General features: G+C 72.8%; 10 protein-coding genes and 3 pseudogenes. 6 read left to right on the top strand and 7 right to left on the bottom strand.

What is annotated here, in order from left to right:
- Positions 1-385, top strand: a pseudogene (locus JM949_RS10660) (guanylate cyclase); the annotation flags it as partial.
- A gap of 9 nt (positions 386-394) precedes the next feature.
- Here JM949_RS10660 and JM949_RS10655 read toward each other — a convergent pair.
- A complete protein-coding gene (locus JM949_RS10655) occupies positions 395-1,087 on the bottom strand; it encodes a lysophospholipid acyltransferase family protein (protein WP_203148242.1) in 693 nt (230 codons plus the stop codon).
- Between the two features lie 321 nt (positions 1,088-1,408).
- Between JM949_RS10655 and JM949_RS10650 the strand changes: the two genes are divergently transcribed.
- Together JM949_RS10650 and JM949_RS10645 are read left to right on the top strand one after the other, a co-directional pair.
- On the top strand, positions 1,409-2,263 hold the full coding sequence (locus tag JM949_RS10650; protein ID WP_203148241.1) for a DUF308 domain-containing protein: 855 nt from the start codon (positions 1,409-1,411) through the stop codon (positions 2,261-2,263).
- A 158-nt stretch (positions 2,264-2,421) separates the two neighbouring features.
- Positions 2,422-3,912, top strand: a complete 1,491-nt coding sequence (locus JM949_RS10645) for an alpha,alpha-trehalose-phosphate synthase (UDP-forming) (RefSeq protein ID WP_238432920.1) — start codon at positions 2,422-2,424, stop codon at positions 3,910-3,912.
- Between the two features lie 19 nt (positions 3,913-3,931).
- Here the strand turns inward: JM949_RS10645 and JM949_RS10640 are convergent, their stop codons facing one another.
- From JM949_RS10640 to JM949_RS10620, 6 genes and pseudogenes are all read right to left on the bottom strand, one after another.
- A complete protein-coding gene (locus JM949_RS10640) occupies positions 3,932-4,726 on the bottom strand; it encodes an alpha/beta hydrolase (protein WP_203148247.1) in 795 nt (264 codons plus the stop codon).
- A gap of 79 nt (positions 4,727-4,805) precedes the next feature.
- Positions 4,806-6,212: a flavin-containing monooxygenase gene (locus tag JM949_RS10635; protein WP_203148239.1), complete on the bottom strand. Its 1,407-nt coding sequence runs from the start codon at positions 6,210-6,212 to the stop codon at positions 4,806-4,808.
- Positions 6,213-6,326: 114 nt separating this feature from the next.
- Positions 6,327-7,019, bottom strand: a complete 693-nt coding sequence (locus tag JM949_RS10630; RefSeq protein ID WP_203148238.1) for an endonuclease/exonuclease/phosphatase family protein — start codon at positions 7,017-7,019, stop codon at positions 6,327-6,329.
- A 10-nt stretch (positions 7,020-7,029) separates the two neighbouring features.
- On the bottom strand, positions 7,030-7,977 hold the full coding sequence (locus JM949_RS10625) for an ROK family glucokinase (protein WP_203148237.1): 948 nt from the start codon (positions 7,975-7,977) through the stop codon (positions 7,030-7,032).
- Positions 7,978-8,052: 75 nt separating this feature from the next.
- Positions 8,053-8,753 (bottom strand): annotated as a pseudogene (locus tag JM949_RS36790) (hypothetical protein).
- A gap of 31 nt (positions 8,754-8,784) precedes the next feature.
- Positions 8,785-9,240 carry an SRPBCC family protein gene (locus tag JM949_RS10620; RefSeq protein WP_203148236.1) on the bottom strand — a complete coding sequence of 152 codons (456 nt, stop codon included), beginning with the start codon at positions 9,238-9,240 and terminating at the stop codon, positions 8,785-8,787.
- Positions 9,241-9,428: 188 nt separating this feature from the next.
- Here JM949_RS10620 and JM949_RS10615 point away from each other — a divergent pair, with 188 nt between their 5' ends.
- The 3 genes and pseudogenes from JM949_RS10615 to JM949_RS10605 all read left to right on the top strand — a co-directional run bounded on the left by JM949_RS10615 (position 9,429) and on the right by JM949_RS10605 (position 13,624).
- Complete coding sequence (locus JM949_RS10615) at positions 9,429-11,243, top strand: AMP-dependent synthetase/ligase (RefSeq protein ID WP_203148235.1); 1,815 nt, start codon at positions 9,429-9,431, stop codon at positions 11,241-11,243.
- A 14-nt stretch (positions 11,244-11,257) separates the two neighbouring features.
- A pseudogene (locus JM949_RS10610) lies at positions 11,258-12,919 on the top strand (GAF domain-containing sensor histidine kinase); the annotation flags it as partial.
- Positions 12,920-12,955: 36 nt separating this feature from the next.
- Positions 12,956-13,624, top strand: a complete 669-nt coding sequence (locus tag JM949_RS10605; RefSeq protein ID WP_030337723.1) for a response regulator transcription factor — start codon at positions 12,956-12,958, stop codon at positions 13,622-13,624.
- Positions 13,625-13,673 lie beyond the last annotated feature (49 nt).

The following is a 13,673-nucleotide window of genomic DNA, read 5'->3' as shown; positions in this document are numbered from 1 at the left end:
GCGACGGACCCGGATGATCCCGTTCGCGGAGTGGGTGCCGGCCGTCGGCCACGTCGCCGGGGTGCTCGGCGCGGACGCGGCCCGGCTGGTCCGGGAGATGCTCGACCGGGCGCCCCGGATGACCCCGTGGGCGCGCGCCGCCCGCCAGGTCGCCGAGGCGACGCTGGCCCGGCACGCCGGAGACGTACCGACCGCCACCGACCTGCTGCGCTCGGCGGCGGCGAGCTATGCCCAGATGACCGACGTGACCGACGAGATCATCACGATGGCGCTGGCGATCGGCCCGTTGGCCGAGACCGACCCGTCGGCCGCCACGGTGGCCCGCGCCCGGCTGCACGAGTTCGCCACCCGCCATCACGCCCCCACCCTGCTCCGCCTGCCCTGATGGGCCGCCCTAGGCGGCCAACGGTGCCGCGACGGGCGCCTTGAGCCGCTGGGCGTAGACGTCGACGTACTCCCGGCCGGAGAGCTCCATCAGCTCGTACATGATCTCGTCGGTGACCGCGCGCTCGACGAACCGGTCGCCGGCCAACCCGGCGTAGCGGGAGAAGTCCAGGGGCGCGCCGAACCGGATCCGCACCCGGTCGATCCTGGGGATGAGCTTGCCGGGCGGCTGGATCTCGTCGGCGTTGAGCATCGCCACCGGCACCACCACCGCGCCGCTCTCCAGGGCGAGCCGGGCCACCCCGGTCTTGCCCCGGTAGAGCCGCCCGTCCGGGGAGCGGGTGCCCTCGGGGTAGATGCCGGCCACTCCCCCGTTGCGCAGCACCTGCAACTGGGTGTCCAGTGCGGCCCGGGCGGCCTGGCCGCCGGAGCGGTCCACCGGAATCGTGCCGGTGCCGACGAAGAACATCTTGGTCAGCCAGCCCTTGACGCCCTTGCCGGTGAAGTATTCGGCCTTGGCCACGAAGGTGACCTTCCGAGCGGTGATCAACGGCGTGAAGATCGAGTCGGAGAAGGAGAGGTGGTTGCTGGCCAGGATCACCGGACCGGTCGCCGGCACGTGGTGCAGGCCCTCCACCTGCGGGCGGAAGATCAGCTTGAGCAGCGGGCCGAGGATGACGTACTTCAGCAGCCAGTAGAGCACCGGCGTCCCTTCCGTGGTGTGCCGCGACAGCGCCAGCCGTCGTCGCCGACGAGCCTACGAAGCGGCCGCTCGCACCACAACGGACGACGTTCGGGGGCTCAGGCATCGAGCTATGCCACGATCACCGAGATCGCACGTGTCGCGCAAGAACGGACAAAGGAGTCCCGCCACGACCTGCGGCGGCGGCGGTGACTTTGCAAGACGCGACACAACGCACTCCCGGAACCATGCCCTGACGTGTCACGATTCAGAGCACGGCGTACGGACCGACGTCGGGGCAGGGGTGGCCGCGCCGAAAGGCGCGTTAAGGGGGATGTCCGGGTGTCAGCGGGTGGAGCCCGCCGGGGACGGCGGGACAACGGGCTCGACGCGAACGAGTACGCCGTCGTCGGCGACGTCGATCCGCGCGTCGGTGAGCACCTGCTCGACGTGCTGGCCGCCGGTGGGATCGCCGCCTACCTGCAACCCTCCGCCGACCTCAACCCGGTCACCCGCACCACGACGGTGCCGGCCCGGCCGGTCGACCGGCTCTACGTCGACCGCTCGCACCTGAGCACCGCACGCGACTATCTGACCCAGCTCGCCGACGAGTCCGCTCCGGAGCAGCCACCGGCGCGCGACGAGCCGGACATCGATGCCGAGTGGGCGCGCATCGTGGCCGGTTTCCACGCCACCCCCGCCACCGGGGAGCACCCCTGGCCGGCCTCGGAGGACGTGGACGAACGCGACACCCGGGACGAACCGACCGCCGGTCCGCTGGCCCGCCCCGGCGCCGACGAACCGGGCCCGACCGCCACCGACGTGCGCCGACTGCCGTCCGCGACGGACATCTCCGGCATCTCCGTCGGGCGGGGCACCCGCCCGGACGAACCCTCACTCCTGGACGGGTTGGACACCTTCGGCGCCGACCTGCCCGACGACGAGGACGACGACGACGGTTACCACCCGCCGCCCCCGCCGCCGCTGCCCCAGGTCAGCAAGTACGCGGTGATCGGCGTGCTCGGGGTGGTCGTGGGGTTCGTGCTCTTCCTCTTCCCGTGGCTGCTCCCGGTGGACCGCTCGGCGGTCACCCTGTTCGGGTTCACCGGCATCCTGGCCGGTTTCGTCACGTTGATCTGGCGGCTGCGCCCCGGCGACGAGGACGAGGACGACCCGGACAACGGCGCCGTGGTCTGATTTCGGCCCGCATCCCGGGACGGCAGCGCCCTGCCGGGGGCGTAACAGTGGTGTAACTTACTGTCAGTAGGAATACCGCTGTACGTCACTTCCCCCGCTGACTGACCGGTTTTTCCTTGCTCGCGGCGGTCAGTCCTCTGCTGATCGGAATGCCCGAGATGCGACAGAGTTCCCTCGTGGTGGTGGCCAACCGCCTCCCCATCGACGACAGTCAGGCGCCCGACGGGGCCTGTGAGTGGCGCCGCAGTCCGGGTGGATTGGTCAGCGCGCTGCACCCGCTGCTGCGGCACACCCCGGCAACCTGGGTCGGCTGGGCCGGCGGCACCGGGCCGGCCCCCGCCCTGCCCGACGTGGACGGCGTGCGGATGCACACCGTCGCGCTCAGCCCGGAAGACCTACGCGACCACTACGAGGGGTTCGCCAACGCCACCCTCTGGCCGCTCTACCACGACTCGGTGGAGCAGCCGCAGCACCACCGCCGGTGGTGGGAGGCGTACCAGCGGGTCAACCAGCGCTTCGCCGAGGCGACCGCCGAGGTGGCCGAGCCCGGCGGGATGGTCTGGGTGCAGGACTACCACCTGCAGCTGGTCCCCGGTCAGCTGCGCACGCTGCGGCCGGACCTCCGGATCGGGTTCTTCCTGCACGTGCCGTTCCCGCCGCCGGAGCTTTTCATGCAACTGCCCCGCCGGGCCGAGCTGCTGCGCGGCATGCTCGGCGCCGACCTGGTCGGCTTCCAGCGCGTGCAGGCGGCGCACAACTTCGCCCAACTGGTGACCCGGGTACTGGAGCTGCCGGCCACCGACCGCCGGATCGGCATCGACGACCGGGTCGTCCGGATCGGCGCGTTTCCGGTCTCCATCGACACCGCCGAGATGGCCGCGCTCGCCGCCCGCCCGGACGTGGCCGCTCGGGCCCGTCGGCTCCGCCAAGACCTCGGCGACCCCCGGCAGGTCGTCCTCAGCGTGGACCGGATGGACTACACCAAGGGCATCGAGCAGCGCCTCAAGGCGTACAGCGAGTTGCTCGCCGTCGGCGACGTCAAGGTCCGCGACACGGTGCTGGTGCAGGTCGCCATGCCGAGCCGGGAGCGCGTCGGTCAGTACCAGATCCTGCGCGAGCGGATCGAGCGCGAGGTGGGCCGGATCAACGGCGAGTTCGGTCGGGTCGGCGAGCCGGCGATCCACTACCTCACCCAGCCCTTCGACCGGGTCGAGTTGGCCGCCCTCTACCGGGTCGCCGACGTGATGGCGGTGACCCCGCTGCGGGACGGGATGAACCTGGTCGCCAAGGAGTACGTGGCCGCGCGGGTCGACAACACCGGCGCACTGCTGCTCAGCGAGTTCGCCGGCACCGCCGCCGAACTGTCCCAGGCGTACCTGGTCAACCCGCACGACCTGGAAGGGCTCAAGCAGGGCCTGCGCGCGGCGCTGCGGGCCAGCCCCGCCGACAGCACCCAACGGATGCGGGCGATGCGGGCACACCTGCACCAGCACGACATCCGGGCCTGGGCCCGCTCCTACCTGCGCGCGTTGGACGAGGGTGGCGCCCTGGTCGGTCGCAGCGCCGACACCAACTCCGACGGCACCGTACGGGTGCCCCGGCCGAGCACCGCGAGCAGCGGCCCGGCCGTCCACCAGTCCCGCGGCTGACCGGCCGCGGGCTGGTCGGTCAGCGCGCCGCGGGCTCCTTCTCCAGCCAGTCGAGGATCGCGTCGATCGGCTCCGCCCAGCGCGCGTCCAGCATCAGGTCGTGACCCATCTTGGGAAAGAGCAGCGGGGCGGAACCGTACCGGCGGGCCACCCGGGTCAACGTCGACGCCGGCACCACCCGGTCGTCCGGGCTGCCCAGCACCAGCACCGGCGGCGCGCCCACGGCCGGCTCCGCGTCCGGCGCGCCCAGCAGCGCCCACTGCGCCCGCCGGCCCGCCCGACCGAGTCGTCCGACGTACCTGCGGGCTTCCTCGTCGGGCAGCTCGCGGCTGAACAGCTGCCCGCGGTTGAGCCGCAACGGCCCGCCGAACAGCGCCGGCACCGTGCCCCCGGGGTTGCGGCGCAGCGCCGCGCCCAGCAGTCGCCAACCGCCGAAGACCGGCGCCACCAGCACCGCACCCCGCGCCGGGTAGCGGGCCAACGCGTGCGCCACCACCAGCGCCCCGGCGCCGTGCCCCACCAGCACCGCCTGGCGCGGCAGGCTCGCCGCGACCTGGACCACATCGTGGGCGTACGCCCGCAGCGTCGCCTCCGGCGCCGGCTCACTGCCACCGTGCCCGCGCAGGCTCACCGCGTGCGCCGGGAAGCCCCGCGCCGCCGCGTGCCCCAACCAGTGCTCGGCGAACACCCACGCGCCGTGCCCGAACCCGGGGACGAAGAGCAGCGGTGGACGTCCCTCCTCCAACTCGGGAACCGCGCTGAGCACCTCCCGCCGGGCCGGTCGGATCGGACGTGACCACTCCCGGCCCCGCATGATCCGCAGCTCGCTGCTCGTGCTCACTGTGCCAGCCTTTCGTTCGCGACCGCAGGGCTCGCAAGCTCACTCGGCGCGCTCACTTGCCCTCCAGCTCGACCAGAGCACGCTCGACGGCGCGCAGGTAGTCGGCGTGACCGACCTCGAACCAGTGCCGGCTGCTCTCCTTGACCTGCCCGGAGTACCGCTCCCCGGCCCGGTCGCGGACCCGCTGGGCGAACGCCGCGGCGCGCTCCGGGCGGTCCCGGCGGGCCCGCAGCAGCCGGGCGAAGAGCACTGTCTGCCAGTGCGACAGGGTGAACAACCCGGAATCCGGCTGCACCAGGCCGGCGACCGCCAGCGTCGGATGCCCCGGGGTGAACGCGTTGAGCCACAGCGTCGGCCGGCCCGCCCCCGCACTGTCACCGAAGACCGACGCGTCGAGGAACTCGAACCGCGGCAGGTAGCCGGTGGCGAAGATGACCACCTCGGGATCGATCTCGCGGCCGTCGGCCAACTCCACTGCGTACGGGTGGAACCGGGCGACGTCCGGCACCGGGCCGATGCCGCCGTGGCCCACGTAGTAGACGAGCTGACTGTTCGCGATCGGATGCGTCTCGTACACCCGGTGGTCGGGTTTGGGCAGGCCGAAGCGGGTCAGGTCACCGACGGTCAGCCGCAGCGTCCAGTGGTAGAGCCACTGCCGCACCCGCAGCGGCACGCGCAGCGCCAGCAGGCTGTCGTTGACCTGGTCGGCGGGGCGGCCGAGCACGTACTTCGGCGCGTACCAGTAGCCGCGGCGGGTGGAGTGCCAGCAGCGGGACGCCTGCTGGGCGGCCTCGACGGCGATGTCGCAGCCGGTGTTGCCGGCACCGACCACCAGCACCCGCTTGCCGCGCAGCTGCGCCGGGTCCTTGTAGGACGAGGCGTGCATGATCTCGCCCCGGAACTGTTCGAGGCCCTCGTAGCGAGGCAGCTTCGGTGACCAGTTGTGACCGTTGGCGATCACCACGGCGGCGTACCGGGAGGTGCGCTCGGGGCCGTACCCGCCGGTGGACCGGGTGGTGACGTCCCACCGTTCGCCCTCGGCGGGCTCCACCCGGATCACCTCGGTGCCGAACCAGATGTGCGAGCGCAGGTCGAAGTGGTCGGCGTAGCGCTCGAAGTACGACAGCAGCTGGCTGTGGTGCGGGTAGTCCGGCCAGGAGTCCGGCATCGGGAAGTCGGGGAACTGGGTGAACGGCTTCGACGAGATCAGGTGGGTGCTGGCGTACACCGGACTGCGGTCGTGCCGCCAGTTCCAGGCGCCGCCGACGCCCGTCTCCCGTTCGTAGCAGTCCACGCCGAACCCGTGCTCGCGCAGGTTCTTGATGGCCGTCAGGCCGCTGGCCCCGGCCCCGATGACGCAGACGGTGTCGCCCCGGTCGGAGACCGGGCGGCCGTCGCTGCCCGACGCGGACGAGGTCGCCTCCGGGTCGGGCCGGCCGTGGTCGGTGGAGGTGGACACCGGAAACTCTCCTTTTGTACGGCACGGGTGCCGGTCGCCGCGAAATCCTCTCCACAACGGAGCCGGATGTCCAGCCCCGACGCGGACCCGTCGACGATGGGGCCGGGATCGAGGTCAGTCGGCGGTGGGCAGGAGCAGGTCGACCAGGACCGGGAAGTGGTCGCTGGCCCGGCGGGTCTGCGGGGTGTCCACCACGTCGTAGCCGACCACTGTGATTCGCGGGTCGACGAAGAGCGCGTCGATGCGCCGGCGCGGGTCGGTACAGGAGTAGGTGAGCCGCTCCGCCCGGTCGGCCGCCACGGCGGCGTCGGTCAACCCGCGCGACACGGTCGCCCAGGCCGGCCCGTCCGGCCCCTCGTTGAGGTCCGCCCCGGCCAGCACCGGGCTGGTCGCCGCGGCCAGGCCACGCTTGAACTCGGCGGCCTGCGCCGGACGCTCGGCCGGGTCGGTGGACAGGTGCGAGCCGGCGACTGTGAACCGGGCGTCGCCGACCCGGCAGTCGGCGTACGCGGCGCCGCGCAGGTGCCGGCCGGGGGTGAGCGGGAAGCGCTGGCAGCGGGTGCCCCGCACCTGGACCCGCAGGCTGGTCAGCAGCAGGTTGCCCAGCGCGGGCAGCCCGCCGGCGGCCACCACCAGCCCGAACGACTCGGCCAGCGAGGCGGACTTCTGCCGCCACCGGAACCGGCGTGGCCCCTCCTGCACGATCACCACGTCCGGTCGCGCGGCCCGGACCACGGCCGCCAGCGCGGCGGTGTCGTCGCGCTGGCTGTGGATGTTGTACGACACCACGCGCAGCGGCACGCTCATGCCGGCCGCCTCAGATCCGGCGGGCCAGGTCGGCGGCACCGATCACCCCGGCGCTGTTGCCCAGCTCCGCCGGGAGCACCTCGGCCACCGGCAGGCGACCGCGCTGGGCGAGCGCGTCGAGGTACGAGCGGCGGGTCGGACCGAGCAGCAGGTCCCCGGCGTCGATCACACCGCCGCCAACCACCAGGGTCTGCGGGTCGAGGATCTGCGCCATGTCGGCGAGGCTGGTGCCCAGCCAGCGGCCGATCTGCGCGAACGCCTCGGCGGAGACCGGGTCACCACCCTGCGCGGCGGCGGTCACCATCGGGCCGGTGATCGCCTCGGCCTCGCCGCCGGCCAGGTCCAGCAGCGCTGCGGCCCGGTCGGGCTCCTGGCGGGCACCGGCCCGGGCGAAGCGCACCAGGGCGCTGCCGCTGGCGTACTGCTCGATGCAGCCGAGCCGGCCGCAGCCGCACTGGTGCCCGTCCGGCACGGCCAGCATGTGTCCCAGCTCCGCGGCGATACCGTGCGCGCCGCGCATCAGGTCACCGCCGAGGACGATGCCGCCACCCACGCCGGTGCCGATGGTGAACATGATCATCGAGTCGTCGGCGGCGCGAGCGGCGCCGTAGCGGAACTCGGCCCAGGCGGCGACGTTCCCGTCGTTCTCCACGATCACCGGAAGACCGACGGCCGTGCTGACGTACTCACGCAGTGGCTCGTCGCGCCAGGCCAGGTTGGGGGCGAAGAGCACGGTCGAGCGGCTGGCGTCGATCCACCCCGCCGCGCCGATGCCGACGGCCTCGATCGCCCGCCCGGCGGCCAGCTCGCCGACCAGCTCGATGATGACGTCGCGGGTCTTGGCCACGTCATCGGCGGGCGTGTCCCGTCGGGTCTGCGCGAGGACCGTGCCGGTGTCGTCCACGACACCGCCGGCCACCTTGGTGCCACCGACGTCGACTCCGATGGTCAGCGTCACCGCTGCCGCCCCCCTCTGCTGTGCTGTCCGGCCCTCGTCCCGGCCCAGTGCCGGTCCGGGTCGGATGTCCCGCGCTCAGGCGCCGTCGCCCGATGCTTCCGCGCCGGTGTCGTCGGGCACCCGCGAGGCGGGCACCACGGGACGGGTGGTCGGTGCCGGTACGGTCGCCGGCCCGGCCTCGTCGACGGGCGGTGCGGCGACCGGGGCGAGTGGGTCCGCCGTCCGGGTGGCGACCGACCAGACATCCCGCTCCGGCGCCGGCTGAGAATCATGCCCGGTACGGGTGGCATCGCGCCACACGTGGTCGTCGGCGGCCGCGGCGGAAGAACCGGCGGGGGGCGGCTCCGCGCCGATGTCGTCGCTGCTCCCGGCGGGTGCGGGCGAGGGCCGGGCGGTCGACTCGGAGGTCGGCTCGGCAGGGCCCGACGGGGCTGGTTCGGCCGGCGAGAACGCCCGGAGCAGGCTGGCGACGCCGGCCGCGAGGTCACCGGCGCGGTGGCGAGGCGTTCGGCGAATTCGGGACTCGGGTCCCGCAACGCGGCGATCCCCCGACAGACCGGACAGACGCAGCATTCGGCCGAACCGGTGGCGAACCCGGCCGCACCGGAGCGCCCGCCCGGGCCGTCGTTGTGACCGAGGACACCGGACAGCATCCCGCCCAACGCGCCGAACGCGCCGCCGGCCGAGCCGGCGGAGGCCAGCCGCGCCCCCGCGAGCACCGTGGCGACCAGCCGCTCCGCCTCTTCCCGGGCCGAACCCGGATCCGTTCCGCCCATCGTCGGCTCCTCTACCGTGCCAACGGACCCGTCATTGCGCCGCACCGGCTGCTTCTACCCGGCGCTTGAGCTGCTTCAACGCGGTATCCATGATCATCTTCTCGGCTTTGCGCCGAAACATCCCGAGCATGCCGACCGACAGGTCGACCTCCAGCGTGTAGGTCACAGTGGTGCCGCCGTCCGGGTTACCCACCAGGTCGTACGAACCGCGCTGGGCCTTCTGCATCTTCGACGGGGCGACCAGGTGCCACTCGACCCGGGACAGGTCCTCGGCGTACTCGTAGGCGAGCACGTACTCGTCCGCCATCACCCCGGCGTCGATGGTGAAACGCACCTGGCTGGCGTAGCCGTCCTCGTACTCCTCGATCACCTCGGCCCGGCGCACCGCCTCGGTCCACTCCGGGTAGCGGGCGAAGTCGCAGATGACCGCCGCGACCCGATCCGGGGCGGCGCCGATGATGATCGACTGGGTGGAGGTGTCCGCCATGGGGGGAGGCTACCCGGCGGGTGCCGCCCATCCGCCGCGCCGCCCCCGTCGGTCGCGCCGTGACCAGCACGGGCACCTCGTACATCGCCAGGCGTTGACGCCGTGCTCCTGGTCACCGGGTAGGTTTCGACACAGCCGACGCCCACCGTGGCGGCCGGCCCGGCCAGTGCGAGCACGAAGGAGTGCAGGTGCGCGAGTTCTCCGTCCCGCCGATCGTCACCGTTGGCGACGCGGCCAACCTCACCGACCCGGTCTGGGACAACGCCGAGATCGCGCCCGACACCGTCCAGTTCGCGCGCCCCGTCCCGGGCGCCGACGGCACCGTCACCGCCTGGACCGACGTGACCTGCCTCCAGTTCCGCGACGAGGTCGCCGCCGTCGCCCGTGGGCTGATCGCCGCCGGCATCGAGCCGGGGGTCCGGATCGGCCTGATGAGCCGCACCCGCTACGAGTGGACCCTGCTGGACTACGCCATCTGGACCGTCGGCGCGGTCACCGTGCCGATCTACGAGACGTCCAGCGCCGAGCAGGCCGCCTGGATCCTCGAAGACTCGAACGCGGTCGCCGTCGTGGTGGAGACCGCGGCGCACGCCGCCCTGGTCGCCGACGTCCGGCACCGACTGCCCGAGCTGGCCCACGTCTGGCAGATCGACAGGGGCGGGGTCGGCGACCTGGTCACCAGCGGCACCACCGTCGAGCCGACCGAGGTCGAGCGGCGGCGCAAGGCCGTCCGGGCCGGCGACCTGGCGACGATCATCTACACCAGTGGCACCACCGGCCGGCCCAAGGGCTGCGTGCTCACCCACCGCAACATGTACGCCGACATCGCCAACGCGGTGCCGGTGCTGCCGAACCTGTTCAACGCCGGCGCGAGCACCCTGCTGTTCCTCCCGTTGGCGCACGCCTTCGCCCGACTCATCCAGATCGGCGTGGTGCAGGCCCGGGCCACCATGGCGCACTGCGCCGACACCAAGAACCTGGTCGCCGAGTTGCAGGCGTTCCGGCCGACCTTCGTGCTCTCCGTACCCCGGGTGTTCGAGAAGGTCTACAACGCCGCCAAGCAGAAGGCCGAGGGGGACGGCAAGGGCGGCATCTTCGCCCGCGCCGAGCAGGTCGCCATCGCCTACAGCGAGGCCCTGGACTCCCCGGGCGGCCCGGGCCTGGCGCTGCGCGCCCAGCACGTGCTCTTCGACCGGCTGGTCTACCGCAAACTGCGCGCCGCGCTCGGCGGCCGGTGCCGGGACGCGATCTCCGGCGGCGCGCCACTCGGCGCCCGGCTCGGTCACTTCTTCCGGGGCATCGGCGTGACGGTCCTGGAGGGCTACGGCCTGACCGAGACCTCCCCCGCCGCCGCCGCGAACCTGCCCACCGGCACCCGGATCGGCAGCGTCGGCCGCCCGCTGCCCGGCGTGACCGTCCGGATCGAGGACGACGGGGAGATCCTGATCTCCGGTGAGCTGATCTTCCAGGGTTACTGGCGCAACGAGGCGGCGACCGCCGAGACGATCAGCGCCGACGGCTGGTTCCGCACCGGCGACCTGGGCCACCTCGACGCGGACGGCTACCTGAGCATCACCGGCCGCAAGAAGGAGCTGATCGTCACCGCCGGCGGCAAGAACGTCGCCCCGGCGGTGCTGGAGGACCTGGTCCGGGCGCACCCGCTGATCAGCCAGTGTGTCGTGGTCGGTGACGCCAAGCCGTTCATCGCGGCGCTGGTCACCGTCGACGAGGAGGCGCTGCCGGCCTGGCTGGAGAGCGCCGGGATGCCCGCCGACACCTCGATCGAGCAGCTCCGCGAGCACGAGGGCCTGCGCAAGGAGATCCAGGCCGCGATCGACGCCGCGAACCAGGCCGTCTCCAAGGCCGAGGCGATCAAGGTGTTCCGGGTCCTGCCGCACGACTTCACCGAGGCGACCGGTGAGTTGACGCCGTCGCTCAAGGTCAAGCGCCAGGTTGTCCACAAGACGTACGCGGCGGAGATCGCCGATATCTACCGAGGCTGACTACCATCCGTCACGTGCCCGCATCCACAGCCACCGCACCGCACCCGCATCCCCTCGCCGCGGCCGCCCGCCTGGTGATGCTGGCGTTGGTCGCCATCCTGACCCTCTTCGCCACCCGCGACGTCGCCCAGCTGTGGTGGATCGCGTTGCTGGCGGTGGCCGGGCTGCCGTCGTTGCTGGCCCCCCAGCACCGGCTGATCGGCCCGCTGAGCCGGGTGGCGGAGGTGGTGGTGCTGGGGCTGGCCGCGAGCCACGTCGCCGCGGTCGCGGCCATCGGTGGCACTGTCGACGGCCTGGGCGCGTCGGCGATGCTGCCCTATCTGGCGGTCCCGGTGACCGTCACCGCGCTGCGCCGCCGCTTCTCCGAGGGCGCCGCCCTGCTCGCTGTCACCGCCGCGACCCTGCTGGTCAGCGGCGCGCTGACCACCGTCGGCGGCGGGCTTCAACTCGGCCAGCCGGGTTACCTCGCGGTCTGCGCGCAGTGGCTGATCCTGGCCGCGCTGGGGCTCTACGCCGCCGGCACCCTGCACCGGGTCATGGCGGTCCGGGGTGAGGGCAAACCCCAGCCGTACGCCGAGGCCACCCGGCTGCTGACCCAACTGCGTACGGTGGCCCGGCAGCTACCCGGGGCCACCCTGGACCCGGGCGGCATCTCCGAACACCTGCTGGAGGAGTTGCGCACGGTGGCCCGGGCCGACCGGGGCGCGGTGCTGTCGGCCAGCGGCGGCGGTCGGCTCGTGGTGCTCGCCCAGGCCGGCGTCGACCGGGTGGACTGGGAGACGACGCTGGACGCGGACTCGGCGATCGCCGACGCGTGGGCCAGCCAGCAGGCCACCACGGCCGCGCGGTCGCAGTCCCGCTCGCACCGCGGCGGCGAGGTGTCCGCGCTCATCGTTCCGCTGGTCGCCGGGGTGCGCACGGTGGGGCTGGTGGTGCTGGAGGCCGACGCCGCGCACGCGTACCCGCCGCCGGTGGTGTCCCGGGTGACCGCGCTGACCCGTCCCGCCGCGCTGCGGCTGGAGGCGGCGCTGCTCTTCGACGAGGTGCGCTCGCTGGCCACCAACGAGGAGCGGCAGCGGCTGGCCCGGGAGATCCACGACGGGGTCGCGCAGGAGCTGGTGATGGTCGGCTACGGCATTGACAACGCGATGGCCACCGTCTTCGACGACGCCGACGAGACCGCCGAGGCCCTGCGTACCCTGCGCGGTGAGGTGACCCGGGTGATCCAGGAGTTGCGGCTGAGCCTCTTCGAGCTGCGCAGCGAGGTGGACCGGCAGGGTGGGCTGGCCGCGGCGATCGCCGAGTACGCGCGCACCGTGGGCGCGTCCGGTGGGCTGCGGGTGCACCTCTCCCTCGACGAGTCCACCGCCCGGCTGCCGGCCGCCACCGAGGCCGAGTTGCTGCGCATCGCGCAGGAGGCGGTGACCAACGCGCGCAAGCACGCCGGAGCCGCTAATTTGTGGGTCACGTGTGAGGTCGACCCCCCGTACGCGCAAATTGAAGTGTCGGATGACGGTCAGGGGATGGCTGACCAGCGCCCCGACGGACGGTACGGTCTTGCGATCATGGCCGAGAGGGCGGAACGTATCCGGGGCCGGTTGGAGATCAGGCCGCGACAACCCAGCGGCACGACCGTGGCGGTGGTTGTCGGCACCACGTCCCGGCGCGATAACGTGCGCGCAGCTCAGCACCAGAAGGGGAGTAACCCGAGGATGACCACAAGCCCGATACCGGCCACCCGCACCAAGGTCCTCCTTGTCGACGATCATGACCTGATTCGCAAGGGCCTGCGGCACGCCTTCGAGCGCGATCGTCAGTTCGAGGTCGTCGGTGAGGCGGCCACCGCGGCGGAGGGCGTACGCCAGGCCGGCGCCCTGCAGCCGGACGTGGTGATCATGGATCTGCGGCTGCCGGACGGCAGCGGCCTGGAGGCCACCCGCGCGTTGCGCAAGTCGAGCGCGTCGATGGGCATCGTGGTGCTGACCATGTACGCCGGCGACGACCAGCTCTTCGGCGCGTTGGAGGCCGGCGCGAGTGCCTTCGTGCCGAAGACCGCACCGGCTGACGAGGTGGTGGCCGCCGCACGGCACGCCGCCTCCTCCCCCAGCGCGTTCACCGCCGCCGACCTGGCCGAGGCGATGAAGCGTCGGCTCGCCCCGTCCGGCCCACAGTTGTCGCCGCGGGAGGGGCAGGTGCTGCGGCTGCTCGCCGACGGCATGAGCGTGGCGGGCATCGCCAAGCAGCTCTTCGTCAGCGAGTCCACGGCGAAGACGCACATCTCGAAGCTCTACGAGAAGCTCGGCGCGGCCAACCGGGCCCAGGCCCTGATGACCGCGCTCCGGCTCGGCCTGCTCGAGGCACCGGACGCACCGAAGTTCTGAGCTGTCTCCCCGCCCGTCGGGCGGGACGTCGCGACCGACGGTCCGCGCC

The sequence above is a fragment of the Micromonospora tarensis genome (assembly GCF_016803395.1).
Classification (GTDB): Bacteria; Actinomycetota; Actinomycetes; order Mycobacteriales; family Micromonosporaceae; genus Micromonospora; species Micromonospora tarensis.
Note: the sequence above shows the minus strand (reverse complement) of the source record. Positions and strands in the feature narration are given on the sequence as shown.

Coding starts and splice junctions, on each gene's coding strand:
- JM949_RS10645 (WP_238432920.1), top strand. CDS start 2,422: ATGCGACAGAGTTCCCTCGTGGTGGTGGCCAACCGCCTCCCCATCGAC.
- JM949_RS10640 (WP_203148247.1), bottom strand. CDS start 4,726: ATGCGGGGCCGGGAGTGGTCACGTCCGATCCGACCGGCCCGGCGGGAG.
- JM949_RS10630 (WP_203148238.1), bottom strand. CDS start 7,019: ATGAGCGTGCCGCTGCGCGTGGTGTCGTACAACATCCACAGCCAGCGC.
- JM949_RS10620 (WP_203148236.1), bottom strand. CDS start 9,240: ATGGCGGACACCTCCACCCAGTCGATCATCATCGGCGCCGCCCCGGAT.
- JM949_RS10605 (WP_030337723.1), top strand. CDS start 12,956: ATGACCACAAGCCCGATACCGGCCACCCGCACCAAGGTCCTCCTTGTC.